General features: G+C 69.2%; 20 protein-coding genes and 1 pseudogene. 12 read left to right on the top strand and 9 right to left on the bottom strand.

Translation table 11 applies throughout. The features are described 5' to 3' along the window. Nucleotides 1-161: ATP-binding cassette domain-containing protein (locus tag AC1DWC_RS22190; RefSeq protein WP_477911531.1), on the bottom strand; the 161-nt coding region annotated here is incomplete at its 3' end. A gap of 1183 nt (nucleotides 162-1344) precedes the next feature. Between AC1DWC_RS22190 and AC1DWC_RS22185 the strand changes: the two are divergent. The 4 genes and pseudogenes from AC1DWC_RS22185 to AC1DWC_RS22170 all read left to right on the top strand — a co-directional run bounded on the left by AC1DWC_RS22185 (nucleotide 1345) and on the right by AC1DWC_RS22170 (nucleotide 6226). Then, a pseudogene (locus tag AC1DWC_RS22185) lies at nucleotides 1345-2861 on the top strand (MFS transporter). Between the two features lie 198 nt (nucleotides 2862-3059). Beyond that, nucleotides 3060-3923 carry an alpha/beta fold hydrolase gene (locus AC1DWC_RS22180; RefSeq protein WP_072846139.1) on the top strand — a complete coding sequence of 288 codons (864 nt, stop codon included), beginning with the start codon at nucleotides 3060-3062 and terminating at the stop codon, nucleotides 3921-3923. A gap of 207 nt (nucleotides 3924-4130) precedes the next feature. Beyond that, entirely contained in the window at nucleotides 4131-4823 is a 693-nt protein-coding gene (locus tag AC1DWC_RS22175) for a PaaI family thioesterase (protein WP_477911521.1), read from the top strand. 230 nt (nucleotides 4824-5053) lie between these two features. After that, nucleotides 5054-6226 (top strand): NADH:flavin oxidoreductase, encoded by a 1173-nt coding sequence (locus tag AC1DWC_RS22170; protein WP_477911519.1) that lies wholly within the window; start codon nucleotides 5054-5056, stop codon nucleotides 6224-6226. A 3-nt stretch (nucleotides 6227-6229) separates the two neighbouring features. Here the strand turns inward: AC1DWC_RS22170 and AC1DWC_RS22165 are convergent, their stop codons facing one another. From AC1DWC_RS22165 to AC1DWC_RS22155, 3 genes are read right to left on the bottom strand one after another with little or no spacing between them, the layout of a single operon-like run. Then, nucleotides 6230-6907 carry an SDR family oxidoreductase gene (locus AC1DWC_RS22165; RefSeq protein WP_477911517.1) on the bottom strand — a complete coding sequence of 226 codons (678 nt, stop codon included), beginning with the start codon at nucleotides 6905-6907 and terminating at the stop codon, nucleotides 6230-6232. 47 nt (nucleotides 6908-6954) lie between these two features. Then, complete coding sequence (locus tag AC1DWC_RS22160; RefSeq protein WP_072846125.1) at nucleotides 6955-7716, bottom strand: ABC transporter permease; 762 nt, start codon at nucleotides 7714-7716, stop codon at nucleotides 6955-6957. Next, a complete protein-coding gene (locus AC1DWC_RS22155; protein WP_477911515.1) occupies nucleotides 7713-8693 on the bottom strand; it encodes an ATP-binding cassette domain-containing protein in 981 nt (326 codons plus the stop codon). The genes AC1DWC_RS22160 and AC1DWC_RS22155 overlap by 4 nt, the downstream gene beginning before the upstream one ends. Before the next feature lie 384 nt (nucleotides 8694-9077). Here AC1DWC_RS22155 and AC1DWC_RS22150 point away from each other — a divergent pair, with 384 nt between their 5' ends. The 3 genes from AC1DWC_RS22150 to AC1DWC_RS22140 all read left to right on the top strand — a co-directional run bounded on the left by AC1DWC_RS22150 (nucleotide 9078) and on the right by AC1DWC_RS22140 (nucleotide 11670). Further along, the gene (locus AC1DWC_RS22150) at nucleotides 9078-9404 is read left to right on the top strand and encodes a hypothetical protein (RefSeq protein WP_477911513.1); all 327 of its coding nucleotides are present in this window, start codon (nucleotides 9078-9080) and stop codon (nucleotides 9402-9404) included. Between the two features lie 102 nt (nucleotides 9405-9506). Further along, complete coding sequence (ggh, locus tag AC1DWC_RS22145; RefSeq protein WP_477911511.1) at nucleotides 9507-10844, top strand: glucosylglycerate hydrolase; 1338 nt, start codon at nucleotides 9507-9509, stop codon at nucleotides 10842-10844. Nucleotides 10845-10920: 76 nt separating this feature from the next. Continuing rightward, on the top strand, nucleotides 10921-11670 hold the full coding sequence (locus tag AC1DWC_RS22140; protein WP_477843617.1) for a glycoside hydrolase family 25 protein: 750 nt from the start codon (nucleotides 10921-10923) through the stop codon (nucleotides 11668-11670). 4 nt (nucleotides 11671-11674) lie between these two features. Here AC1DWC_RS22140 and AC1DWC_RS22135 read toward each other — a convergent pair whose 3' ends face one another. The 5 genes from AC1DWC_RS22135 to AC1DWC_RS22115 form a co-directional block, all read right to left on the bottom strand. Then, nucleotides 11675-11854 (bottom strand): hypothetical protein, encoded by a 180-nt coding sequence (locus AC1DWC_RS22135; protein ID WP_477911509.1) that lies wholly within the window; start codon nucleotides 11852-11854, stop codon nucleotides 11675-11677. A gap of 24 nt (nucleotides 11855-11878) precedes the next feature. Continuing rightward, nucleotides 11879-13957, bottom strand: a complete 2079-nt coding sequence (locus AC1DWC_RS22130) for a PhoX family protein (RefSeq protein WP_477911507.1) — start codon at nucleotides 13955-13957, stop codon at nucleotides 11879-11881. Between the two features lie 125 nt (nucleotides 13958-14082). Then, on the bottom strand, nucleotides 14083-14823 hold the full coding sequence (locus AC1DWC_RS22125; RefSeq protein WP_477911505.1) for an amino acid ABC transporter ATP-binding protein: 741 nt from the start codon (nucleotides 14821-14823) through the stop codon (nucleotides 14083-14085). A 3-nt stretch (nucleotides 14824-14826) separates the two neighbouring features. Continuing rightward, complete coding sequence (locus AC1DWC_RS22120) at nucleotides 14827-16569, bottom strand: ABC transporter substrate-binding protein/permease (RefSeq protein WP_477911529.1); 1743 nt, start codon at nucleotides 16567-16569, stop codon at nucleotides 14827-14829. A 74-nt stretch (nucleotides 16570-16643) separates the two neighbouring features. Then, a complete protein-coding gene (locus AC1DWC_RS22115) occupies nucleotides 16644-17438 on the bottom strand; it encodes an LLM class F420-dependent oxidoreductase (RefSeq protein WP_477911503.1) in 795 nt (264 codons plus the stop codon). Nucleotides 17439-17725: 287 nt separating this feature from the next. Here AC1DWC_RS22115 and AC1DWC_RS22110 point away from each other — a divergent pair, with 287 nt between their 5' ends. From AC1DWC_RS22110 to AC1DWC_RS22090, 5 genes are all read left to right on the top strand, one after another. Next, entirely contained in the window at nucleotides 17726-18799 is a 1074-nt protein-coding gene (locus tag AC1DWC_RS22110) for an ABC transporter ATP-binding protein (protein WP_477843606.1), read from the top strand. A 136-nt stretch (nucleotides 18800-18935) separates the two neighbouring features. Beyond that, nucleotides 18936-20222 carry an ABC transporter substrate-binding protein gene (locus AC1DWC_RS22105; protein WP_072846115.1) on the top strand — a complete coding sequence of 429 codons (1287 nt, stop codon included), beginning with the start codon at nucleotides 18936-18938 and terminating at the stop codon, nucleotides 20220-20222. Nucleotides 20223-20292: 70 nt separating this feature from the next. Then, nucleotides 20293-21303 carry a carbohydrate ABC transporter permease gene (locus AC1DWC_RS22100; RefSeq protein WP_477911527.1) on the top strand — a complete coding sequence of 337 codons (1011 nt, stop codon included), beginning with the start codon at nucleotides 20293-20295 and terminating at the stop codon, nucleotides 21301-21303. After that, nucleotides 21303-22247 (top strand): carbohydrate ABC transporter permease, encoded by a 945-nt coding sequence (locus AC1DWC_RS22095; RefSeq protein WP_477911525.1) that lies wholly within the window; start codon nucleotides 21303-21305, stop codon nucleotides 22245-22247. Before AC1DWC_RS22100 ends, AC1DWC_RS22095 begins: the two co-directional genes overlap by 1 nt. Before the next feature lie 13 nt (nucleotides 22248-22260). Then, nucleotides 22261-22449, top strand: a complete 189-nt coding sequence (locus AC1DWC_RS22090; RefSeq protein ID WP_477843600.1) for a hypothetical protein — start codon at nucleotides 22261-22263, stop codon at nucleotides 22447-22449. Nucleotides 22450-22722 lie beyond the last annotated feature (273 nt).

Below are 22722 nucleotides of genomic sequence, written 5' to 3'. Positions count from 1 at the left end.
TCGCCCTCGCCGGCGAGGATGCGCAGGGTGGTGGTCTTTCCGGCGCCGTTGCGGCCGACGAGACCGATGCGGTCGCCGGACTGGACGCGCAGGGCGGGGCCGGGCGCGGAGAGGAGGGTCCGCACACCGGCACGAACTTCGAGGTCGGTAGCGGTAATCAATGAAATCTCCTGTAAGAAAGTGTATTTGCCACGGCGCGCGGACGCAGCGCACCATCTCGTGGACCGGGCCTGGCGGTCCGTCCGCGAACGGTGCGGATGTTCGTGTCCGCGTCATGAAGCGGGAAGGCCGGATACGACTCGGTCGTTTCCGGAAGGGCGCGTCGCGACGGCTACCGCCGAATCCTCGTACCGTTCTCCGCCGGCCGGGCGCCGCAGATCACGGGATCGACCAAAGGACGGAGTACGGCCGCGTTTACGAGCCGTTGAATGCATGCACCGTCGCGAACAGTGCTGAGAATGGGTTCTAGCGCTGCGTTCTCTGTACCCAGATCAGGCCGGCGGGAAGCCGGCCTCGGGTCTTCGCAATGGAGCGGACATGCATGACGACGGACAATACGAGATGGCGCCCACCCTGTCAAAGGGTGCGGCAACGGTCCCGGCGGCGTGGTGGACGCAACGGGCAGCGCGACGAACGAGTCGGGTTGCACCTCATCGCGGTGGGTGAACACCGTTCGCGACTTCACCGACGAACGGCAGTTCGACATCGAACAGTGCACTCGTCACGGTCGCAGCGTTCGATCGTGTTGTGGACGAATCAGCCAGCGGTTCAAAGAATTTCACGCCTTCGCTGGCCACCGATTGGGTGACCGGCGCCGCGATCGCACTCGACGGCGGCGCACACAGGCGTCGGGCACACGTGGCCTGCGGCGGGTGTTCGGTGACGAGCCCGTAGTCGCACTGCTCGCCGGCGGGATGGCACCTCCCCGGCGGGTCTGCGGTACCTCGACCGCGCCCGGTGTCCGCCTGACTGCCTCTGGTCCCGGACCCGAGCTCATGGCCGGGTCGGCAGGAATGTGCTACCCGGTCCCCGGCGCGAAACTTGCCGCGTCTGCCGGGTGAGGTTCGGGAATCGCGGTTCCCGCGAGTCGGGTTCGCCCGTTTTGAACCTTCTCCCCGGGCAATCTTCCCGCTCACCGGAACGATGTCTGTTCTCACAGTTTGAGGTGTCCTGTGATGTGGCTTACATATTCGATCCTGACAGCTCGGATATGTCGCACCATCCACGTCGTCCGCGCCGACCCTGCCGGATGGCCCTATCCGTGCCCGAATCACATTGGGCCTGAGATTCATTGGTATCCCGGAAGGACCCACCACGATGGTCACTACCCGTTCCGGCGGCGAGATGTCGCCGCCTCCCGGCGCTCACGGTCCCGCGGCCGCCGCTGAAAAGTGGACGCCGCGCCTGATCTTCTCGCTCGCATCGATCGTGCTGCTGCTCGAGATGCTCGCGGTCAGCTACATGATGATCTCGATGGCCCTGCCGGCGATCTCGGCGCACTACCAGACGACTCAGGGTGCCTGGATGCTGACGTCGTTCCTGCTTCTGGGTGCGGTGGCCGCGCCGCTTGTCGGCAAGCTCGCCGACATGTACGGCAAGCGCCGCCTCCTGCTGGCGTGCGTCGCGATCGCCGCGCTCGGTTCGTTCCTCTGCGCGATCGCCGGCAGTTACGCGGTACTGATCGTCGGCCGGGCGTTGTCCGGCATGCTCGTGCCCTGCCTGTTCCTGAGCTACTCGCTGATCCGTGACGTGTTCCCGCCGAAGACCATCGCGCTCGCGGTCAGCATCGCGACCAGCGGCATGGGGCTGATCGCGATTCCCGCGCCGTTCCTCACGGGCTGGCTGATCGACAACCACGGCTTCCGCAGCATCTTCTGGTTCTTCGTGATCGGGCTCGTTGTGCTCGGCGCGATGATCGTTGCGTCCACCGACGAGTCGTCGGTGCGACTGCGGTCCCGTCTCGACCTCCTCGGTGCCGTGCTGTTGGGCGCGGGTATCGCCGGCATCCTCGTGGCCGTGAGCTTCGGGCCCGCCTGGGGCTGGACGAGCGGATCCACCCTCGCCTACCTCATCGGGGCGTGGTGCTCCTGCTGGCGTGGATCGCCTCGGCGAAGGTGGTGCGCGAGCCGCTGATCGACCTGGACGTGCTCGGCAAGCGGCCGGTGCTCCTGACCACGATCGGTGCCGGATTCGTCTACGGCTCGAGTGGGCTCTTCACGATCCTGCTCCCGATGATGGCGATGACCCCCGCCGTGCTCGGCCTCGGCTACGGATTCGGTGTGAGCGCAGAGGGATTCGCGATCTTCCAGGCGCCGATCGGCGGAATGGTCGTGATCGGTGGCCTGATCGTGGGCATGCTGGTCGGGCGCAATGTGCGTCCGCGACTGCTGCTGGTCACCGGTCTGCTGCTGATGGCGGCCGCGTTCGCGGCGGTCGCGATGGTGCACGACGACAAGGCGCTGCTCATCGCGTTCGCAGGCGTGTTCGGCCTCGGCATGGGCCTGGGCTACGCCTCGATCCCGAACCTGCTCATCGAGGCGGTGCCCCCGCAGCTGCAGGCATCCACCGCGAGCATCGTGGGTGTGTTCCAGAGCGTGTTCCCGGCGGTCCTGCCAGTGATCGCGTTCACGGTGATGAACAACTCGTACATCGCCCCGATCCCGCTGGAGATGACGCAGGGCGCGATCCTCTACACGGACAAGGGCTTCCAGGTCGCCTTCCTGATCGGTGCCGTCGGTGCGGTCATCGGCGCGGTGGTCGCGTTGATGCTTCCGCGCAAGATCCGGCAGCTGCAGGTTCCCGGTGCGGCGCAGAGCGCGCCGGACGCTACCGACGAGGGCGCAGCGATCTTCGCTCACTAGGCGTACAGGGTCGGCCGTGTGAAAGGTGCGCGGCCGACCCTGTGGCATCCGACGGACGAGAGAAGCGGGCAACTGCCTGTCCCGTGCCGCGCCAGGTTTCCATCCACTGACCGGAACGGCATCTGGGATGCGGCCCACCGAGATGGCACGTTGGTCGGAAAAGGCGGATCCGGCCGCAATCGAAGAGTGAGGCGAATGATGACATCGGACCTGAGCTACGAGGGAACCCTGCGGGAGATCTCCACCGAGGCAGGCGTCCTGCGCTACCACGAGGCGGGAGACGGGCCGCCGTTGCTGCTGCTGCACGGCTCGGGACCGGGCGTGACAGGTTGGCGCAACTTCCGGGGCAACCTCGGGGTGTTCGCCGAGCACTTCCGATGCCTGGTGCTGGAGTTCCCCGGATTCGGCGTCAGCGACGACTTCGGCGGCCACCCCATGGTCACCGCGCTGGACTCGGTGGTGAAGTTCGTCGACGCTCTCGGCCTCGACAGCGTCGACATCATCGGCAACTCGATGGGCGGCGGGGTCGCGATCAGCTATGCGATCAACCACCCGGAGAAGGTGCGTCGCCTGGTCACGATCGGCGGCATCGGCAAGGCCATATTCAGCCCCGGCCCCGGTGAGGGCATCAAGCTACTGCAGGAGTTCACCGAGGCGCCGACCCGTGAGCGCCTGATCCAGTGGCTGTACTCGATGGTCTACGACCCCGAGATGGTGACCGAGGAGCTGATCGAGGAGCGCTGGACTCAGGCCACCGATCCCGCGACCCTCGACAGCGCCCGCCGGATGTACGGCAAGGCCGCCTTCGCGCAGATGGTGAAGATGATGGACGCCTCCGATGCGCCGCCGCCGTGGGCGATGATGCACAAGGTGAAGGCGCCGACCCTGCTCACCTGGGGTCGTGACGACCGCGTCAGCCCGCTGGACATGTCACTGGTTCCCATGCGGACCATTCCGAAGGCGGAGCTGCATGTGTTTCCCAACTGCGGGCACTGGGCGATGATCGAGCAGAAGGAAGCATTCGAGGCTACCGTCCTGAGCTTCCTGCTCCGGAAGGACTAGGTCCCACGCCCGCTCGGCACCGTCGGCGCGGGCCACGACGGGAACCAGCGGCTCACGCGAGGTGCAGTGAGCCGCGGGTTCCCGTCGGTCGTTGGGGCCGCGGCCGTCGTCGGTACCGTATGTAGAGTGCATATCGCACCTGTATCGCCGGGCACCAGGGCCGATGCCCTACTGCCCGGTGTCGACTTCCCGCACCAGTGAGGCCCAGTGACCGAATCGATCGCCCGCCAACAGTCGCTCTACGTTCAGGACGGGCTCTCGGACGAGGAGATCGACCGACAGTCCGAGTTGTACGGACCGCTGACCGACAGTGTCCGGGACCTGATCGAGATCGCGCTGCTGACCGAGGTCGAGGACGAGGCCGACCTGCGGGCCGCGCAGGAGCACCTCGAGGCGGCCAAGCAGATCCTGCGTAAGCGCATGAACCCCGGACCGTACGGGGTTCGCTGGGGCGCCTCCGGTCAGAAGCGGGCGTGGGGAAACGCCGCCGCCGGGCTGCGCAACGCGGTCGCGCCGCCGGTGGTGCTGCAGCACGATCCGGACGGGCGCGCGTGGTGCGACCTCCACCTGGGGTCGCAGTACGAGGGTCCCGCCGGGTTGACGCACGGCGGTGTGTCCGCGCTCATCCTCGACCAGGTCCTCGGCTCGGCCGCGGAGTTCGGCGGGGCCCCGGGAATGACCGGCACCCTGACCCTGCGCTACCGCCGACCCACCCCGCTCGGCGCGTTGCACGCAGAGGCGCGGATCGATCGCATCGAGGGGGTCAAGACCATCGTGGTCGGCCATCTCGCCGCCGCCGACGGCGTCTGCGTGGAGGCCGAGGGAGTCTTCATCCTGCCGAAGTGGGCGCGAAGCCCGCGTCCCTCGACGATCGCTGAGCCGGCGCCGGACGGTTTCTGAGGACGCGCCTGCCCGCCGGGGTGCCCTGCGACGGGCAGGGTCTACCGCGATCGGGCCAGGCAGAATCCGATCCTCCCTGAAATTTCCTCTGTACCAATCGATCTAGTCGATGTCGCGGTACCGGTAGGCGGTGCTCCCCACCGTGCGTGCCTCCCGCTCAGCGGCCGGTTCCGGATCCGGGCGGGCCGTTCACGTCCTACCATCGGCCAAATCGAATCGGAGGATGACCCGTGACCAGTCCCGACGTACTCGCCCCAGCATCGCTCGGCCCAATCACCCTGCGCAACCGCATCATCAAGTCCGCGACCTTCGAGGGCAAGACGCCCGACGCGCTGGTCACCGACGAGCTCATCGAGTTCCACCGCCGGCCGTCCGCGGGCGGGGTGGGCATGTCCACGGTGGCCTACTGCGCGGTCGCGCCGGAGGGCCGGACCGAGCGCGGCCAGCTGTGGATGCGTGACGAGGCGGTGCCCGGTCTGCGCCGGCTCACCGATGCCATCCACGCGGAGGGTGCGGCGGCGTCCGCACAGCTCGGTCACGCGGGACCGGTCGCGAACGGCAAGTCCAACGGGCTGCCGGCGTTGGCGCCGTCGCCGTCCTTCAACCCGATGTCGATGCGCCGCATCCACACCGCGACGGTCGCGGACATCGAGCGGATCACCGCCGCGCACGGCACCGCAGCGAAGATCGCCGTCGAGTCCGGGTTCGACGCCGTCGAGATCCACTTCGGCCACAACTACTTCGCGAGCTCGTTCCTGAGCCCCAAGCTCAACCACCGCAAGGACGCCTACGGGGGCTCGCTGGAGAACCGGGCCCGGGTGGTCCTGGAGACGGCCCGGACGGTCCGCGAGGCGGTGGGCGGCCGTGTGGCGATCCTCGCCAAGCTCAACATGGACGACGGGGTGCCCGGCGGGTTCCGGGTCGACGAGGCCATCCAGGTGGCCAAGTGGCTCGAGGCCGATGGCAGCCTCGACGCCCTGGAGCTGACCATGGGCAGCTCGCTGCTCAACCCGATGTACCTGTTCAAGGGCGACGCCCCGATCAAGGAGTTCGCCGCGGTGATGCCCCAGCCCGCGCGTCTCGGCGTGAAACTGATCGGCAAGAAGTTCCTGCGCGCCTACCCCTACCAGCCGCTGTTCATGCTCGACCAGGCCCGGCAGGTCCGGGCCGCGGTGAACCTGCCGCTGGTGCTGCTCGGCGGCGTCACCGACCGTGACGGCATGGACACCGCGATGGCCGAGGGCTTCGAGTTCGTCGCGATGGCGCGGGCACTGCTGATGGAACCGGACCTCGTCAACCGGATCGCCGCCGACGCGCGGACGCGGTCGCGCTGCACGCACTGCAACCAGTGCATGCCGACCATCTTCACCGGCGCTCGCTGCGTCCTCGTCGAGGGCCGGTAACCGCTACCGCCCGGTGGGCCGCAGCACGATCTCGGTGGGATGCCCGTCGGGTGCGGTGTCGATCGCGGCGTGCACGGCGCGGGCCACGGTCTCCGGGGAGAGGAACTGGTCCGCGTCGAACGTCCCGCCCTCGCCCTCGACGATCGCGCGCTGCATGTCGGTGGCGATCCGGCCCGGGTGGATCGAGGTGACTCGAATTTTCGGCTCCTCGAGCCGGAGGGCGTCGCCGAACGCGCGGAGCGCGAACTTGCTGGCGGCGTAGGGACCCCATCCGGCGTTGGCGCGCAGTCCCGCACCGGAGTTGATCAGCACCACGTGGCCGCCCGCCTTGCGCAGCGCCGGCAGCAGCAGCCGGGTCAGCTCCGCGACCGCGATGACGTTGGCCTCCATGGTGTTCCGCCACACCTCGGCGGGAGTGTCCGCGACGGTGCCCAGGTCGGCGACGCCGGCGTTGTGCACCAGCACGTCCAGCCGGTCGATGCCCTTGACGGCCTCGGCGACCGCGGCGTGGTCGGTCAGGTCCGCCGGGAACGGCTTCGCGTCCTCGATCTCCGTGAGGATCTCCTTCAGGGCGTCCTCTTTGCGCGCGCCGAGCAGGAGGTTGTGGCCAGCGGCCAGCTCGCGGGCAATGGCGGAGCCGAGGCCGCGGCTGGCCCCGGTGATCAAAGCAGTCGGTCGCATGTTGTCGAGGTTATCGGAGGGTGGTGTCGGACCTCACAGCCGACCGCTCAGGCGTTCTCCTTCGCGAAGGTACGGGCACCGATCAGGCCCAGAACCAGTGCCAGGGTGAGGGTGATCGCGGTCCCGACATAGACGTCGGAGGAGCCGAAGTCGCCGCGGAAGAGTGCGCGGGCCGCGTCGACCGTGTGCGAGAGCGGGTTCAGCCTGGCCAGGGTCTGCAGCCAGCCCGGTCCCAGCGTCATCGGCAGCAGGATGCCGGAGAGCAGCAGCAGCGGCACCGACACCATGTTCAGCACCGAGGCCAGCGAGTCCTCGGAACGGGTCGCCAGCGCCAGTGCGTACGACGCCGACGACATGCCGGCCGCGATGATCGCGACCAGGATCAGCGTCAGCACGAAACCGAGCACGTTGGGCCGCAGATCGAAGAACACCACCGCGACCAGCACCAGGATGGTGGCCTGCACCATCAGCACCACCATGTCCTTGAGCACCCGGCCGAGCAACAGGGCACCGCGGCTGGCCGGGGTGACGCGCTGCCGTTCGATGATCCCCGCCCGCAGTTCGTAGACCATGGCGAAGCCGACGAACATCGAGCCGAACAGGCCGATCTGCATGATCAGGCCGGGAGTGAACACCAGCCACGGGTCGGTGCCCGCGCCGAGGCCGGCGCCGACGCCCTCGAGCAGCGGGCCGAACAGCACCAGGTACAGCACCGGCTGACTCAGCCCGATCAGCACCCACAGCGGGTTGCGCAGGTTCGAGCGCAGGTGGGCCCAGAAGATCAGGCCGGTCTCGTCGAGAAATCTCATGGCTGGTCTCCATCCCGGAGCGAGCGGCCCGTGACGGTGAGGAACACGTCGTCGAGGCTGGGGCGTTTGACGGTGAGCGAGCCGGGCACGATCCCGGCGGCCTGCAGCGCGTGCAGCAGCGGCACCACGGCGGCGTCGCCCTTCTCCACCGTGAGGTGCACCAGGTGCCCCTCGGTGAACTGGGAGCGCAGCTCGAGGGTGTCGGCCGCCACCTGCACCGCGCGGGCGGCGTCCTCGGCCCCGATCTCGAGGCTGATCACATCGCCGGAGATGCGGCGCTTGAGCTCGTCGGGGGTGCCCTCGGCGACGATCTCGCCGTGGTCCATCACCAGGATCCGGTCGCACAGGGCGTCGGCCTCGTCGAGGTAGTGGGTGGTCAGCACGATGGTGGTGCCGGCGGCCTGCAGCGACCGGATGTGGTCCCACAGGTTGGCCCGGCTCTGCGGGTCCAGACCGGTGGTCGGCTCGTCGAGGTAGATGAGGTTGGGCTGGTGCACCAGGCCCAGCGCGATGTCCACCCGCCGGCGTTGGCCGCCGGAGAGTTGCTTGCACTTGCGCCCGCCGAGGCCGTCGAGGTCCAGCGTGGTCAGCAGCGACTCCGCGTTCGCGATCGCCTGACGTTTGCTCAGCCCGAACAGCCGAGCCTGCAGCACCAGTTCCTCGATGACGAGTTCCTCGTCGTTCGTGGAGCCGCCCTGCGCGACGTACCCGATCCGGGACCGGACCAGGCGTGGGTCTCGGCGCAGGTCGGCCCCTGACACGACGGCATCCCCGGCGGTCGGCTCGATGAGCGTGCTGATCATCCGCAGCGTGGTGGTCTTGCCGGCCCCGTTCGGGCCGAGCAGGCCCAGGATCTCACCCGGACGCACCTCGAAGTCGATGCCCTTGACCGCCTGCACGGGGCCGGTCTTGGTCTGGAAGGTGCGCGCGAGTCCCCTGACACTGATCATCGCGGTCGTGGTGGTGGGTGGGCTCATTCTCCTGACGATAAGCAGACCCACCGACATCCGCAGGGTGTCCGCGAGTGCGGCGACGTCTCGGCGAGTCGACCGGTCGATCGACTGCGTGCGGGCGCGGGATGTCCATACACTGGACCCTGCGGTGAGATGTGCATCACAAATGCCTGCATTCTCCGACGCGCCTGGGCGTGGCCGTGGCCAGCGCCGGGAGCGGCATTGACCGACATCTGGGGCCCGCACGAGTGCGGGGCGGACCGGAGAGGGGGCGACCGCCGAGATCGGCCGACACCAGCATCGTCGGCTACATTCTAGTTACGCATCTCGTGCCATCTCGACGTTCCGAGCGGCCGGCGACCAACCTTCCGCCCGGAACGGCCTATGAAGGAAGGAAGTGTCGCGAGCATGAAGACCGACAACGGAAGCAAGGCCTCGGGGGCCAAATCAGAGGGCACGACGGACACCGGCAAGGGCGGCGCCCCGAAGACTGCCGCAGGCAAGGCCGAGCCGGCCCTCGCGGTCGGAGACAAGGTGCTGACCAGCGCGGATCCCGGTCCGAGCGGGAAAGCGTCCAAGGACGAGCCCGGCGTCATCGTCGACGACTTCGCGGCCACTCTGGTCGAGGGAGCCGACTACGGGCGGGACTGGGCGCTGGCCCGTCGGTGGGCCATCCAACTCGACAACGGCCGGCTGGTGTTCCGCAGCACCGACGAGCTGCGTCGCGCCGGCTGACCCCGGCCACGTCCGGCGGGTGACAGGAGCCGGACCCCCGACAGACCCGCCCGGCAGCGCGTCCGGCGGGCGAACTTTCGTGTGTGGTCGCAGACTGGGTGGATGGCCGACCCCGGATTCACCCCGACCCAACTCTCGGCCCGGGCCGCCTACCTGCTGCGCGGCAACGACCTCGGGACGATGACCAGCGCCGCGCCGCGGCTGTACCCGCACATGTGGAGCTGGGACGCCGCCTTCGTCGCGGTCGGGCTGGCCCCGCTCAGTGTTGAACGCGCCGTCGTCGAACTCGACACGCTGCTCTCGGCGCAGTGGCACAACGGGATGATCCCGCACATCGTCTTCGCCGAGGGCGTCGACGGCTACTTCCCCGGCCCCGACCGTTGGGCCTGCACCGACCTCGCCTCCGCGGCGCCGCCGGGCGTGCGGACCTCGGGGATCACCCAGCCACCCGTGCACGCGATCGCGGTGCAGCGGATCCTCGACCACTCGCGCAGGCACGGCCGCAGCACCCGGGCGGTGGCCGAGGAGTTCCTGGACCGTCGCTGGACCGACCTGGTGCGCTGGCACCGTTGGCTGGCCGAGTCCCGTGACCCGGCGGGCGTCGGCCGGATCACGCTCTACCACGGGTGGGAGTCCGGGATGGACAACTCGCCGCGGTGGGACGCCGCCTACGCGAACGTGGTGCCCGGACCCGTCCCGCCCTACCGCCGGGCGGACACCGACGTGGTCACGGACCCGTCGCAGCGGCCCAGCAACGCCGAGTACGACCGCTACCTGTGGCTGCTCGAGGAGATGAAGCAGGCCCGCTACGACGACGCCGGGCTGGTGTCGGCAATGAGCTTCGCCGTCGAGGACGTGTTCGTCAGCGCCGTGTTCGCCCTCGCCTGCGACGTCCTGGCCACCATCGGCGAGGAGCACGCGGCGCCGAAGTCCGACGTCCGAGACCTGCACGAGTGGTCGGCACGGTTTCGTAACGGCGTGGTGGCGACCGCGGACCCGCGCACCGGCGCCGCGCGCGACCACGACCTGCGGACCGGGCGGTGGATCGGCACCGAGACCCTGGCGATGTTCGCGCCGCTGCTCTGCGGTGGGCTCGGCCGCGACGCGGAACGTGCGCTGCTGCGGACCTTCGAGGGCCCGCGGTTCTCGGGACACCCGGACCTGCGGTTCGCGGTGCCGCCGTCGACGTCGCCGGTCTCCGGCGACTTCCGGTCCCGGGAGTACTGGCGCGGCCCGGTGTGGCCGGTGATGACGTGGCTGTTCTCCTGGGCCTTCGCCCGTCGGGGCTGGGCCGAGCGGTCCCGGCACCTGCGCGCGGAGGGGCTGCGGCAGGCCAGCGACGGCAGCTTCGCCGAGTACTACGAACCCTTCACCGGCGAACCGCTCGGCAGCATGCAGCAGTCGTGGACGGCCGCGGCGGTCCTGGACTGGCTGGGCTGACCGGGTTCGTGTCGGGACCCGGAACGGGTCCGCTCGATACCGTGCCGAACGTCACGTCACGGTTTAGTCTCGGATCATGACACCGAAGAGCCGAGCTCGTGTCCGAACCGTGGCCCGTCTGGCGCCGGTGCTGCTCGCCGGTGTGATGGCGTTCGCGGCACCCGGTGTGGTCAACGCGAACCCGGTGAACGGCCCCGATGTGGCGTCGTGGCAGCACCCGGGCGGGTCCGGGATCGACTGGTTCGCGGTCCGCGGGGCGGGCCACGAGTTCGCGATGGTGAAGGCCACAGAGGGCCTCGGTTACATCAACCCGTACTTCGTGCAGGACGCCCTGGGCATGCGAGCGGCCGGCATCGCCCGGGGCGCCTACCACTACGCCGACGTGCGGCTCTCCCCCGAGGCGCAGGCGTCCTACTTCGCGACGACTGCGGTCGCCGTCAACGGCCCGGGCGGGCTGCCGCCGGTGCTGGACCTCGAGGACGCCAAGGGCCTGCCGCCTGCCGCGGTCATCGACTGGACGCACCGCTACCTGAACACGGTCCAGGCGATCACCGGGCGCCAGCCGATCATCTACACGTATCCCCACTTCTGGCGCACGGCGATGGCGAACACCGCCGAGTTCTCCAACTACCCGCTGTGGATCGCCGACTACAACGGCCAGAACGCGCCCGGCCCGCTGCCCGGCGGCTGGCGCAACTGGGCGTTCTGGCAGTACACCAGCACCGGCCGGATCGCCGGGGTCAACGGGAACGTCGACCTCAACTTCTACAGCGGCTCGATGGGCCCCATCGGGTTGTACTCGAACAGCCTCTTCGGGAGCAGCTGACCGGTCAGCCGGCCAGGTCGTCCGGCCCGACGCCGTCGGCGACCCACTCGGCGCGGCTGAGCGCCTCGTCGGTCCGGAACCGGGTCACGGCCCGGCGCAGGCCGAGGGCGACCAGCACCGCGACGGCCGCGGCGACCAGTAGCCGCCGCGGCCGCAGGGACGGGGTGGCGCTGAGGGTGCTCATCCCGGCGATTCTAGGTGGGCGGCGCTACGTGCCGATCCGTCCGCCGCCGGACTTCCACACCGCCACCACCGAGGGCCGCGGCTGGCTGTCGCCGCCGTCCGGCCAGTGCGAGGCCGGGGCGTCGGCGCTCGCGCCGTCCAGCTCGCCCGGGTGCTGCACACACACCACGACGCGCGACTCGTCGACGATCGGCCCGCACGTCTCGCCCCCCTTGGGCACGGTGAGGAACTGCTTGGTCTCGCCGCGGCGATCGCCGTCGAGGACGACGCTGAACAGGCCGTCGTTGGACTTCAGGGCGTTGCCGTCGGTGGAGATCCACAGGTTGCCGTAGGGGTCGAAGGCCAGGTTGTCCGGGCACGAGATCGGGCTGACCTGGGACTTGTCGAAGCCGCCGAAGTAGGTGTCCGCGGCGGCCGGGTCGCCGCACACCAGCAGCAGGTTCCAGGTGAACGAGGTGCCGGCGTGGTCGTCCTCGAGCTCGAGGACCTGACCGTTCTTGTTGTTGTTGCGCGGGTTCGGGGCGTCGGCGGGGGCCTTGCCCTCGGTGCCGCGCTTGCTGTTGTTGGTCAGCGCCACGTACACCTTGCCGGTCTTCGGGTTGGGCTCGAAGTCCTCGGGGCGGTCCATCTTGGTGGCGCCGACCTTGTCCCCGGCCTGCCGGGTGAACACCGCCACCTCGGCGGCGGACATGCCCGGCACCAGCGACTCGGCGCGACCGTCGACGTTGGTGCGCAGCAACGGGATCCACTTACCGGTACCCGCGAACCGGCTGCCCGCGGGCAGCGTCCCGGAGCCGTCCACCTTCGCGGGTTCGTCGCCGCTGAGCTGCGCGACGTACAGGGTGCCGGCGTCGAGCAGGGTCAGGTTGTGGCGCATGCTGGCCTGGCCGTTGCCCTGCATCATCTTTCGCGCGGAGACGAACTTGTACATGTAGTCGAAGCGCTCGTCGTCGCCGCTGTAGGCCACCACGGTCCCGTCGCCGGTGACGTGGATGGTCGCTGCCTCGTGCTTGAACCGGCCCATCGCGGTGTGCTTGATCGGGGTGGACTTCGGGTCCCACGGGTCGACCTCGACGACGTAGCCGAAGCGGTTCACCTCGTTCGGTTCCTGCGCGAGGTCGAAGCGGCGATCGAAACGCTCCCACTTGCGCTCGCTGGCGCCGCCCTCGACGCCGTACCGCTTCAGTCGGGCCGAGACCGTGGGGTCGGTGACCAGTTCGGCGTTCGCGAAGTACTGGTTGAAGTTCTCCTCGCCGGAAAGCACTGTCCCCCAGGGGGTGATCCCGCCGGAACAGTTGTTGAGGGTGCCGAGGACCCGGGTGCCGGTGGGGTCGGCCGAGGTCATCAGGAATTCGCTGCCCGCGGCCGGCCCGGTCACCAGGAACTCGGAGTTCGCGGTGATCCGTCGGTTGTTCGGTCCGAATTCCGGTGTCAGTGAACCGGTTCCGGGTGCACCCTTGACCTGGACGACGGACATGCCGTGCGCGGCGAGGGCGGTCTGGAACTGCTCGACGGTGGGGTTCTCCGGGTCGTAGGCCTTGAACATGAACGGCTCGGTCGTGTACTCGTGGTTGACCACCAGCAGGTAGGCGTGGGGTTGGCCGTCGACCGGCAGCAGCCCGGCGAAGTCGTTGTTGAAGCCGAACTGCATCTCCTGGGCCTGCGGGCCCTGCTTCTCGAAGTCGAACGCCGGGGCGCCGGGCAGTACCGCGTCACCCCAGCGGATCACGACGGCCTGCTCGTAGCCGGCCGGGACCACGACGGCGTCCTGGGTGTTCGGGGCGACAGGGGCGAAGGCGGTGCCGGTCGGGGCGCCGCCGCTGCCCGCCGTCGTCGTGGATGCGTCGGCGACGCCGCTGCCTGAGTCGTCGGCGCAGGCCGTCAGCGCGCCGCCGGCACCGACCGCGAGCACTGCGACCGCACCCGACTTGAGCATGCCGCGCCGCGACATCGCGGTGCGCACGATGTCGCCGAAGTACTCGCCGCCCGAGGTGTTGGGCACCGCATGCGAGCACGCGTCGCCGCACTTGTACCGGCAGGTGATCGACGCCCGGGACGACTTTCCGTCGTGGCTGACGAACAGGGCGAGGGGCTTGAGTTTCACGTGGAACTTCCCGGTCGGAGGGTCAACTCCGGTGACCGTAGAAGCCGCAAGCGAGGGCAAAGAGAAGGCAAAGTAAACAGCGGGACAACGAGGTCACCCTAACCCCGGGGCGTCTCACGCAGCCCTCAGAGCACCTGCGACAGGAACGCCTGCAGGCGGTCGGTCTGCGGGTCGTCGAACAGTGCGTCCGGTTTCCCGGTCTCCACCACCACGCCCTGGTCCATGAACGTCACGGTGTCGGAAACCGAACGGGCGAAACCCATCTCGTGGGTGACCACGATCATCGACATGCCGCTGGAGGCCAGGTCGGCCATCAGCGCCAGTACCCCCTTGACCAGTTCCGGGTCCAGCGCGGAGGTGGCCTCGTCGAAGAACATGATCTCCGGCTTCATCGCCAGCGCCCGGGCGATCGCGACCCGCTGCTGCTGCCCGCCGGACAGGTTGGCCGGCCGGGACTGCGCCTTGTGCGCCAGCCCGACCAGTTCGAGCTGCTCGACCGCGGCCGCGCGGGCCTCCTCCTTGGACAGCCCACGGAGTTTGCGCGGACCGAGCGCGACGTTGTCGAGCACGGTCCGGTGCGGGAAGAGGTTGAAGTGCTGGAACACCATGCCGATTCGTTGTCGCAGCGCGTCCGGGTTGTCGCCGAGCACCGACCGTCCGTCGAGCAGGATGTCGCCCTGGTCGGGCTCGTGCAGGCGGTTGAGCACCCGCAGCAGCGTCGACTTTCCGGAGCCGGACGGCCCGATCACCGAGGTGGTGCCGCCGGCGTCGACGTGGACGTCCACCCCGCGGAGCACCTTGTTCTTGCCGAACGACAGGTGCAGCCCGGTGCCGGTGAGCGATCCGGAGGCCGCGGGTGCGGTCATCGCCTACCCCCTCTCCACGACGATGGCCTGCTCGAGCGGGTCGAGCGTGCCCGAGGTGTCGGCCTTGCCGGTCCGCAGGCGCTTGTCGATGTAGTTCACCAGGTGCGTCAGCGGAATCGTCAGGGCCAGGTAGAACAGGCCGGCCGCCACCAGCGGCGACAGGTTTCCGGTCTGCGCGTTGAGATCTCGTCCCACCGCGAACAGTTCGCGCTGGGTGGCCAGCAGGCCGAGGAAGTAGATGAGGGAGGAGTCCTTGATCAGCGAGATGAACTGGTTCATCAGCGCCGGCAGGACGCGGCGGACGCCCTGCGGGATCACCACCAGGTTCATCGCCCGCCGGTGGCTGAAGCCGATGGCCCGGGCGGCCTCCAGTTGGCCCGGCTCCACGCTCTGGATGCCGGAGCGGAAGATCTCGCCGATGTACGCGGCCGCGAGCAGGGACAGCGCCGCGGCGCCGAGCCAGTACGGGTTGTTCCCGGTCAGCCCCTTGACCACCGGCCCCACCCCGAGCCCGACGATCAGGATGATGACCACCGCCGGCAGGCCGCGGAAGACGTCGGTGTAGACGCGGGCCGGCCAGCGCAGCCACCGGGTCCGGGAGATGCCGGCGATGGCGAGCAGCATGCCGAGCACGGTGCCGACCACGCCGGAGGTCAGCGCGAGGATCACCGTGTTGGGCAGTCCCGTGGTCAGCAGGTCGGGGATCGCCCGCCGGTACAGCTCCCAGTCGAAGAAGGTCTCGCCCAGCTGGGCCAGCGTCGACTTCTGCTGGGCCTGCTCGGTGCTGCCCTCCGGCGCCTTCTCCGCCGCCAGTGCCGCGAAGTCGGGCAGCTGCGGCTCGGGCGCGGCCTTGCTGCCCGGCTTCCAGCCCTCGGGCAGCTGGCGCGGCACCCACTCGGAGTAGAGCCGCGACCAGGTGCCGTCGGCGATGACGGCGTCCAGGCCGGAGTTGAGGGCGTCGACCAGCGCCTGGTTGTTCTTGTTCACCGCCCAGCCCACGTAGTTGTTGAGGCTGAAGGTGTTCTGCACGATCGACGTCGGGTCGCCGGGCTTGATCGCGCCCTCGGCCTGCTGTGACGGCGCCACCCAGGCGTCGATCTGCCCGGACTTCAAGTTCGCGTACGCGGTGTTGTAGTCCGGGAACTTCACCGGGTCGAGGCCCAGGGTGTTGACGACGTAGTCGTCCTGCACGGTGCCCTGCACGACGCCGATCCTGGTGCCGGCGTCGAGGTCGGCGAAGCCCTTCACCGGGCTGTCGTTGCGCGTCACCAGCGAGAAGTAGCCGAAGTCGTAGCCGTTGGTGAACCCGACGGTGCGGCGTCGGTCGTCGGTGGTGGTGATCGAGGACGAGCCGACGTCGAAGCGGTTGTTCGCCACCTGGGAGAGCAGCCCGGCGAACTCGGTGCCGGAGAACTCGACCTGCAGGCCCAGCTTGTCGGCGATGGCGCGCAGCAGTTCGTTGTCGAAGCCGGTGAAGGTGCCCGACGAGTCGACGCAGATGCTCGGCGGCGCGTCGGAGAGGGTGCCGACGCTGATCTTGCCGGGGGTGATCAGGCCGAGCGCGTTCACGTCGATCTGGTCCAGTGGCTTCGTGGTCGGCGTGGTGTAGCGGTCCTCGGCGGCCGACGCGGCGGCGGTGTCGAGGTTGGTCGGTGCCGCGGCGGCGGCACCGACGCCGGGCGGCGAGCAGAGGTCCGTCGGCGTACTGGTCCGGCCGCAGCCGACCGCGACGACCGCCAACAGCATCGCCAGCAGCGTGAGGACCCACGCCCTCACCGCACGAGACCCGGACACGGAGGTGAGCCTCACGGGACCGGAGTTCAGGCCAGTCCCGCGAGCGGCTCGGGCATCCGCTCGTCGCGCCAGCGCACCGCCTCGGCGAGGGTGTCCAGATCGAAGTCGGGTCCGCTGGCGCTCGCCGTGAACAGGGTGACCCCGGCGTCGACGAAGGCCTGCGCGGTCTCGGTCCCGGGCCAGGGCACGGACCGGGCGATCCGGCCGGGGTCGCGGCCGACGTCGCCGCAGTGCCCGGCCAGCACCTGCGACTTGTGGACGAGGGCGTCGAGGTTCGCGAAGCTGTGCCACACGTCGGCGTACTCGGCCACCAGTCGCAGCGTCTTGCGCTCGCCGCCGCCGCCGATCAGGATCGGGATCGGCCGGGTGGGCGCGGGGTTCAGCTCCCCGAGCCGGGTGGTGATCCTCGCCAGGTTCTCCCCCAGCAGCCGCAAACGTGTTCCCGCGGTGCCGAACTCGTAGCCGTACTGGTCGTAGTCCTTCTTGAACCAGCCACCGCCGATGCCGAGGATCAGCCGGCCGCCGCTGATGTGGTCGACGGTTCGGGCCATGTCCGCCAACAGGTCCGGGTTCCGGTAGCCGCCGCCGGAGACCAACGCGCCGATCTCCACCCGCTCGGTCTGCTCGGCCCAGGCCCCGAGCATCGTCCAGCACTCGAAGTGGGCGCCGTCGGGGTCCCGGACCAGCGGGTAGAAGTGGTCCCAGTTGAAGACGATGTCGACGCCGATGTCCTCGGCCCGCAGCACCGCGTCCCGGATCAGTGCGTAGTCGGGGGCGTGCTGCGGCTGGAGCTGGACGCCGATGCGCACGGGAACGGTCATGCGTACTCCTCGTGTGAAAGGAAGGCACTGACTGACGAAGCCACGGTCAACGGTAGTCCGAAGTAGGTACGGTCGCCTCGGGTTCGGCGGCCGACCGGCGCGTCCTTCCTCGTCGCGCACCGCTTTTGTTTTCGGCGTGCCCACATTGCACGGCGAAGGGTGTGCGTCGACGACAGAACCTGTGCGCCGCCGGTGAAGGGGCGGCTCTGCGATACTGTGCCGCGCACCACCCCTCTACTCGGATCGTCCGGCACGTTCGAAGCCGGTGAAGGGATCGACGAACACCCATGGCGACAGTCACCTACGACTCCACCACCTGCCTGTTCCCCGGATCGGACTCCCCCGCGGTGAACCGGCTGGAACTGCACATCGAGGACGGCGAGTTCCTCGTGCTGGTCGGGCCGTCCGGGTGCGGCAAGTCCACTTCGCTGCGGATGCTCGCCGGCCTCGAGGAGGTGCACTCCGGGCGCATCCTGATCGGCGACCGCGACGTCACCGGGTCGGAGCCGAAGGACCGCGACATCGCGATGGTGTTCCAGAACTACGCGCTGTACCCGCACATGTCCGTCGCCGAGAACATGGGCTTCGCGCTCAAGCTCGCGAAGATGCCCAAGCAGGAGATCCGGCAGCGGGTGGAGGAGACCGCGAAGCTGCTGGACCTCTCGCCGTACCTGGACCGCAAGCCCAAGGCGCTCTCCGGCGGCCAGCGGCAGCGCGTCGCGATGGGCCGGGCGATCGTCCGGCAGCCCCAGGTGTTCCTGATGGACGAGCCGCTGTCCAACCTCGACGCCAAGCTCCGCGTGCAGACCCGCGCCCAGATCGCGCAGCTGCAGCGTCGCCTCGGCACCACCACCGTGTACGTCACCCACGACCAGGTCGAGGCCATGACGATGGGTGACCGCGTCGCCGTGCTCAAGGACGGCGTCCTGCAGCAGTGCGCGTCCCCGCGGGAGCTGTACTCGCGCCCGGCCAACGTGTTCGTGGCCGGCTTCATGGGTTCGCCGTCGATGAACCTGTTCACGCTGCCGATTACCGACGGCGGGGTGCTGCTCGGTGACACCGTGATCCCGGTGCCCCGCGACACCCTGGCCGGCGCCACCGGCACCGAGGTGGTGCTGGGTGTGCGGCCCGAGCACCTCGAGTTGGCAGACCGGGGCCTGCCGATGGAGGTGGACGTGGTCGAGGAGCTCGGTTCCGATGCCTACATCTACGGCCGCACCAGCCTGGCCGGGGTGGGTCAGGAAATCGTCGCCCGGGCCGACTGGCGTCGCCCGCCGGCGAAGGGTGCGCTGGTCAGGCTGCATGTCGACCCGTCGGCGGTGCACCTGTTCTCGGCAGCTGACGGCTGCCGGCTGGGGTGAGCCTGACCGATCCAGTGCGGGGGTAATGAGGGAAATCACCCTCGCCCCGTGCCAAAGTAGGCGACGACATATGCCTCGGTCCGGTGGAGCTCGCGCCCGGCAACGGCCGTAGATCGTCTCTTTCGAAAGGTGGACCATGCGTTCTTTCAAGACGCGTTCGCGGATTGCGGTGGCGGCTTCGGCCGTGGCACTGCTCGCGCTGACCGGATGTTCGAGCAGCGACGGCGGTGGCGGCGGCAACGTCGACGAGGCCGCAGGCCAGAACCTGGACGGTCGCGGCGCGATCTCGTTCGCGATGGGCAAGAACGACACCGACAAGCTGCAGCCGGTGATCGAGAAGTGGAACGCCGCCCACCCGGACGAGAAGGTCGAGCTCAAGGAGCTCCCCGGTGAGGCCGACGACCAGCGCAACAAGCTGGTCCAGTCGCTCGAGGCCGGCAACGCCGACTACGACGTGATGGCCCTGGACGTGGTGTGGACCGCGGAGTTCGCGGCCAACGGCTGGCTGCAGCCGCTCGAGGGCTCGCTCGCCCTCGACACCTCCGGCCTGCTGCCCGCGACCGTCGAGTCCGCCACCTACCGCGGCAAGGTCTACGCCGGCCCCCAGAACACCAACGCCCAGCTGCTCTACTACCGCACGGACCTGGCCCCGGCCGCCCCCGCGGACTGGAAGGCGCTGACCGACAGCTGCGCGGTCGCCACCGAGAAGGGCGTCCAGGACTGCCTGGTCACCCAGCTCAAGCAGTACGAGGGCCTGACCGTCAACAGCACCCAGTTCATCAACTCCTGGGGCGGCGCGGTCGTCGGAGCGGACGGCAAGACCCCCGAGGTCGAGTCCCCGCAGGCCAAGGCCGGCCTGCAGGCGATGGTCGACGCCTACACCGGCGGTCAGATCGCCAAGCGCTCCACCAGCTTCACCGAGGAGGAGACCAACCTGGCCTTCGTCGGCGGCGAGTCGATGTACGCCTACAACTGGCCGTACATGTACACCAACGCCGAGGAAGAGGGCTCCGCGGTGAAGGGCAAGGTCGGCGTCGCGCCGATCGTCGGCCCGGCGGGTGCCGGCGCGTCCACCGTCGGTGGCTACAACGACGGCATCAACGTGTACTCGAAGAACAAGGCCACCGCGCGTGACTTCATCGCCTTCATCCAGAACGAGGAGAACCAGATGTCCTTCGCGGACGCCTCGTTCCCGCCGGTGCTGAAGTCCGTGTACGACAACCCGGCGCTGGTCGCGAAGTACCCGTACCTGCCCGCGCTCAAGTCCGCACTCGAGAACGCCAAGCCGCGTCCGGTCACCCCGTACTACAGCGCGATCTCGAAGGCCATCCAGGACAACGCGACCGCCGCGCTCACCGGCAAGGCGACCGTCGACGAGGCGACCGCCAACATGTCCGCCGCCATCGTGCAGGCCGCCAAGTAACACCCGGCCGGCACCATCCGGTTCGGCAGACCGCTTTCGAGACGAGGACCAGGTAAATCCGGCCGGAGTGATCGACTCCGGCCGCGGCGTCCCCGTCGTGGACCCCCCGACGCCCGACGGCGTGCCCCCCGCACCCAAGCGGAAGCGCGACCTGCGGGCGGTGTGGCTCATCGCCCCGACGATGGTGATCCTGGCCGTCGTCATCGTCTACCCGGTGCTGCAGGCGATCTACCTGTCCTTCCAGAAGAACAAGGGCGTCGACCCGGACACCGGACGCTTCGTGGAGGGCGGGTTCGCCGGGTTCGACCACTACCTGATGTGGTTGACGGGCAACTGCGGATCCGGTGCGGGCACCTGCCCGCCCGGCACCCTCGGCGCGGACTTCTGGCCGTCCGTCGGGGTCACCTTCTTCTTCGCCGTCGTCACCGTGTCCATCGAGGTGCTCCTCGGGCTGTGGATGGCGACGATCATGGGCCGCAACTTCTTCGGCCGCTCGCTGCTGCGTGCCAGCGTGCTGATCCCGTGGGCGATCCCCACCGCGGTCACCGCGAAGCTGTGGTTCTTCATCTTCGCCGAGAACGGCGTCGCGAACAGCCTGCTCGGCACCTCCATCGCCTGGACCACCGACCCGTGGGCCTCGCGGTTCGCGGTGATCGTCGCGGACGTGTGGAAGACGACGCCGTTCATGGCGTTGCTGATCCTCGCGGGCCTGCAGATGATCCCGCAGGACGTCTACGAGGCCGCCCGGGTGGACGGTGCGACCGCCTGGCAGCGGTTCAAGTCGATCACGCTGCCGCTGGTCAAGCCGGCGCTGATGGTCGCGGTGCTCTTCCGCACCCTCGACGTGCTGCGCATGTACGACCTGCCGGCGATCCTCGCGGGCACCTCCGGCGGGACCCCGACCACGACGTGGTCGATCCTGGCGATCGCCGACATCCGTCAGGGCAACCTGCAGAGCGCGTCGGCGTTGTCGACGCTGATCTTCCTGGCGATCTTTGCGGTCGCCTACATCATGGTGAAGTTCCTCGGTGCCAACGCGGTGCGCACCCAGGACGAGCAGCGCAAGGGAGCCAAGTCGTGATGGCGGGACGGCACCGCAGCGACGAGCGTGCGAAGTCGCCCGTCAACATCGGCGACGAGCGTGCGAAGTCGCCCGTCAAGCCCAGCGACGAACCGGCGCGCGTGCGTAGGCGGGGCCGGGTCGCCCCGGCGGCACGCACCTACCTCGGCGTGATCGTGATCCTGTTGTGGGGCCTGGCCCCGTTCTACTGGATGGTGGTCACCGCGCTGCGGCCGGTCGCCGACACCTTCGACACCTCGCCGTGGCCGACGACGCTGACCCTGGACAACTTCCGGGCGGCCCTGGCCACCGACAAGGGCAACGACTTCCTCGGCGCGATCGTCAACAGCCTGATCATCGGCGCGGCCACCACCGCGGTCGGCCTGCTGCTCGGTGTCTTCACTGCGTACGCGCTGGCGCGCATCGAGTTCCGCGGCAAGTACCTGGTCACCGGGATCATCCTCGGCGCCTCGATGTTCCCCACCGTCGCGCTGGTGACCCCGCTGTTCCAGCTGTTCGGCAACCTCGGCTGGATCGGCCAGTACCAGGCGCTGATCATCCCGAACATCTCGTTCGTGCTGCCGCTGACCATCTACACGCTCACCTCGTTCCTCTCGGACCTGCCGTGGGAGCTCGAGGAGGCGGCCCGTATCGACGGCGCCTCCCGGGGCCAGGCCTTCCGGCTGGTGATCATGCCGCTGGCCGCGCCCGCGCTGTTCACCACCGCGATCCTCGCGTTCATCGCCACCTGGAACGAATTCATGCTGGCCAGCCTGTTGTCGACGGAGGCCACCGAGCCGGTCACGGTCGCGATCGCACGCTTCGCCGGGGCCAACTCGTGGGAGCAGCCGTACGCGGCGATCATGGCCGCGGGCACCCTGGTGACGATCCCGTTGGTGATCATGGTGCTGCTGTTCCAGCGCCGGATCGTCTCGGGCCTGACCGCGGGCGGCGTCAAGTCGTGACCGGCGTCGGGTCGTGAACCGGGCGCGCCGGCGCCAGCAGCTCGAGATGCTGATCGGGCTGCTCGGTTTCTTCACCGTGATGACGTTCCTCGCGGTGGTGGTCGGAATCGTACGCGGGGAGCCGGGGGCGACGCCGTCGCTGGTGCTGCTGGGTCTGGTGGTGGCGCTGGCGCTGGCGGTGCGCGCACGGAATCGCACCTGACGGACTCGGTCGCGTCTGGGTGCGTGTCTGGGTGGATTGTCCGGGCTGGTGGTGTGAGGATGCGAAGACGAAGCATCATTTCCTGACACCAGGAGACTGAATGTGAGCTCCCCCCCCGACGAGACCTCGGAACATCACCAGCCGCCCCCGGACACCCCGGGCGGCGACGGTCCGTCGGGCGGGTCGCCCCCAGGTGCGCAGCGCGGGTCGCCTCCGGGTGCGCAGCGCGGGTCGCCCCCAGGTGCGCATCGAGTCGTGCCCCAATCGGGGCAG

It is taken from the genome of Rhodococcus sp. P4_C10 (assembly GCF_056402135.1).
Note: the sequence above shows the minus strand (reverse complement) of the source record. Positions and strands in the feature narration are given on the sequence as shown.

Coding starts and splice junctions, on each gene's coding strand:
- AC1DWC_RS22180 (WP_072846139.1), top strand. CDS start 3,060: ATGACATCGGACCTGAGCTACGAGGGAACCCTGCGGGAGATCTCCACC.
- AC1DWC_RS22165 (WP_477911517.1), bottom strand. CDS start 6,907: ATGCGACCGACTGCTTTGATCACCGGGGCCAGCCGCGGCCTCGGCTCC.
- AC1DWC_RS22160 (WP_072846125.1), bottom strand. CDS start 7,716: ATGAGATTTCTCGACGAGACCGGCCTGATCTTCTGGGCCCACCTGCGC.
- AC1DWC_RS22155 (WP_477911515.1), bottom strand. CDS start 8,693: ATGAGCCCACCCACCACCACGACCGCGATGATCAGTGTCAGGGGACTC.
- AC1DWC_RS22150 (WP_477911513.1), top strand. CDS start 9,078: ATGAAGACCGACAACGGAAGCAAGGCCTCGGGGGCCAAATCAGAGGGC.
- ggh (WP_477911511.1), top strand. CDS start 9,507: ATGGCCGACCCCGGATTCACCCCGACCCAACTCTCGGCCCGGGCCGCC.
- AC1DWC_RS22140 (WP_477843617.1), top strand. CDS start 10,921: ATGACACCGAAGAGCCGAGCTCGTGTCCGAACCGTGGCCCGTCTGGCG.
- AC1DWC_RS22135 (WP_477911509.1), bottom strand. CDS start 11,854: ATGAGCACCCTCAGCGCCACCCCGTCCCTGCGGCCGCGGCGGCTACTG.
- AC1DWC_RS22125 (WP_477911505.1), bottom strand. CDS start 14,823: ATGACCGCACCCGCGGCCTCCGGATCGCTCACCGGCACCGGGCTGCAC.
- AC1DWC_RS22120 (WP_477911529.1), bottom strand. CDS start 16,569: ATGCTGTTGGCGGTCGTCGCGGTCGGCTGCGGCCGGACCAGTACGCCG.
- AC1DWC_RS22115 (WP_477911503.1), bottom strand. CDS start 17,438: ATGACCGTTCCCGTGCGCATCGGCGTCCAGCTCCAGCCGCAGCACGCC.
- AC1DWC_RS22110 (WP_477843606.1), top strand. CDS start 17,726: ATGGCGACAGTCACCTACGACTCCACCACCTGCCTGTTCCCCGGATCG.
- AC1DWC_RS22105 (WP_072846115.1), top strand. CDS start 18,936: ATGCGTTCTTTCAAGACGCGTTCGCGGATTGCGGTGGCGGCTTCGGCC.
- AC1DWC_RS22095 (WP_477911525.1), top strand. CDS start 21,303: ATGGCGGGACGGCACCGCAGCGACGAGCGTGCGAAGTCGCCCGTCAAC.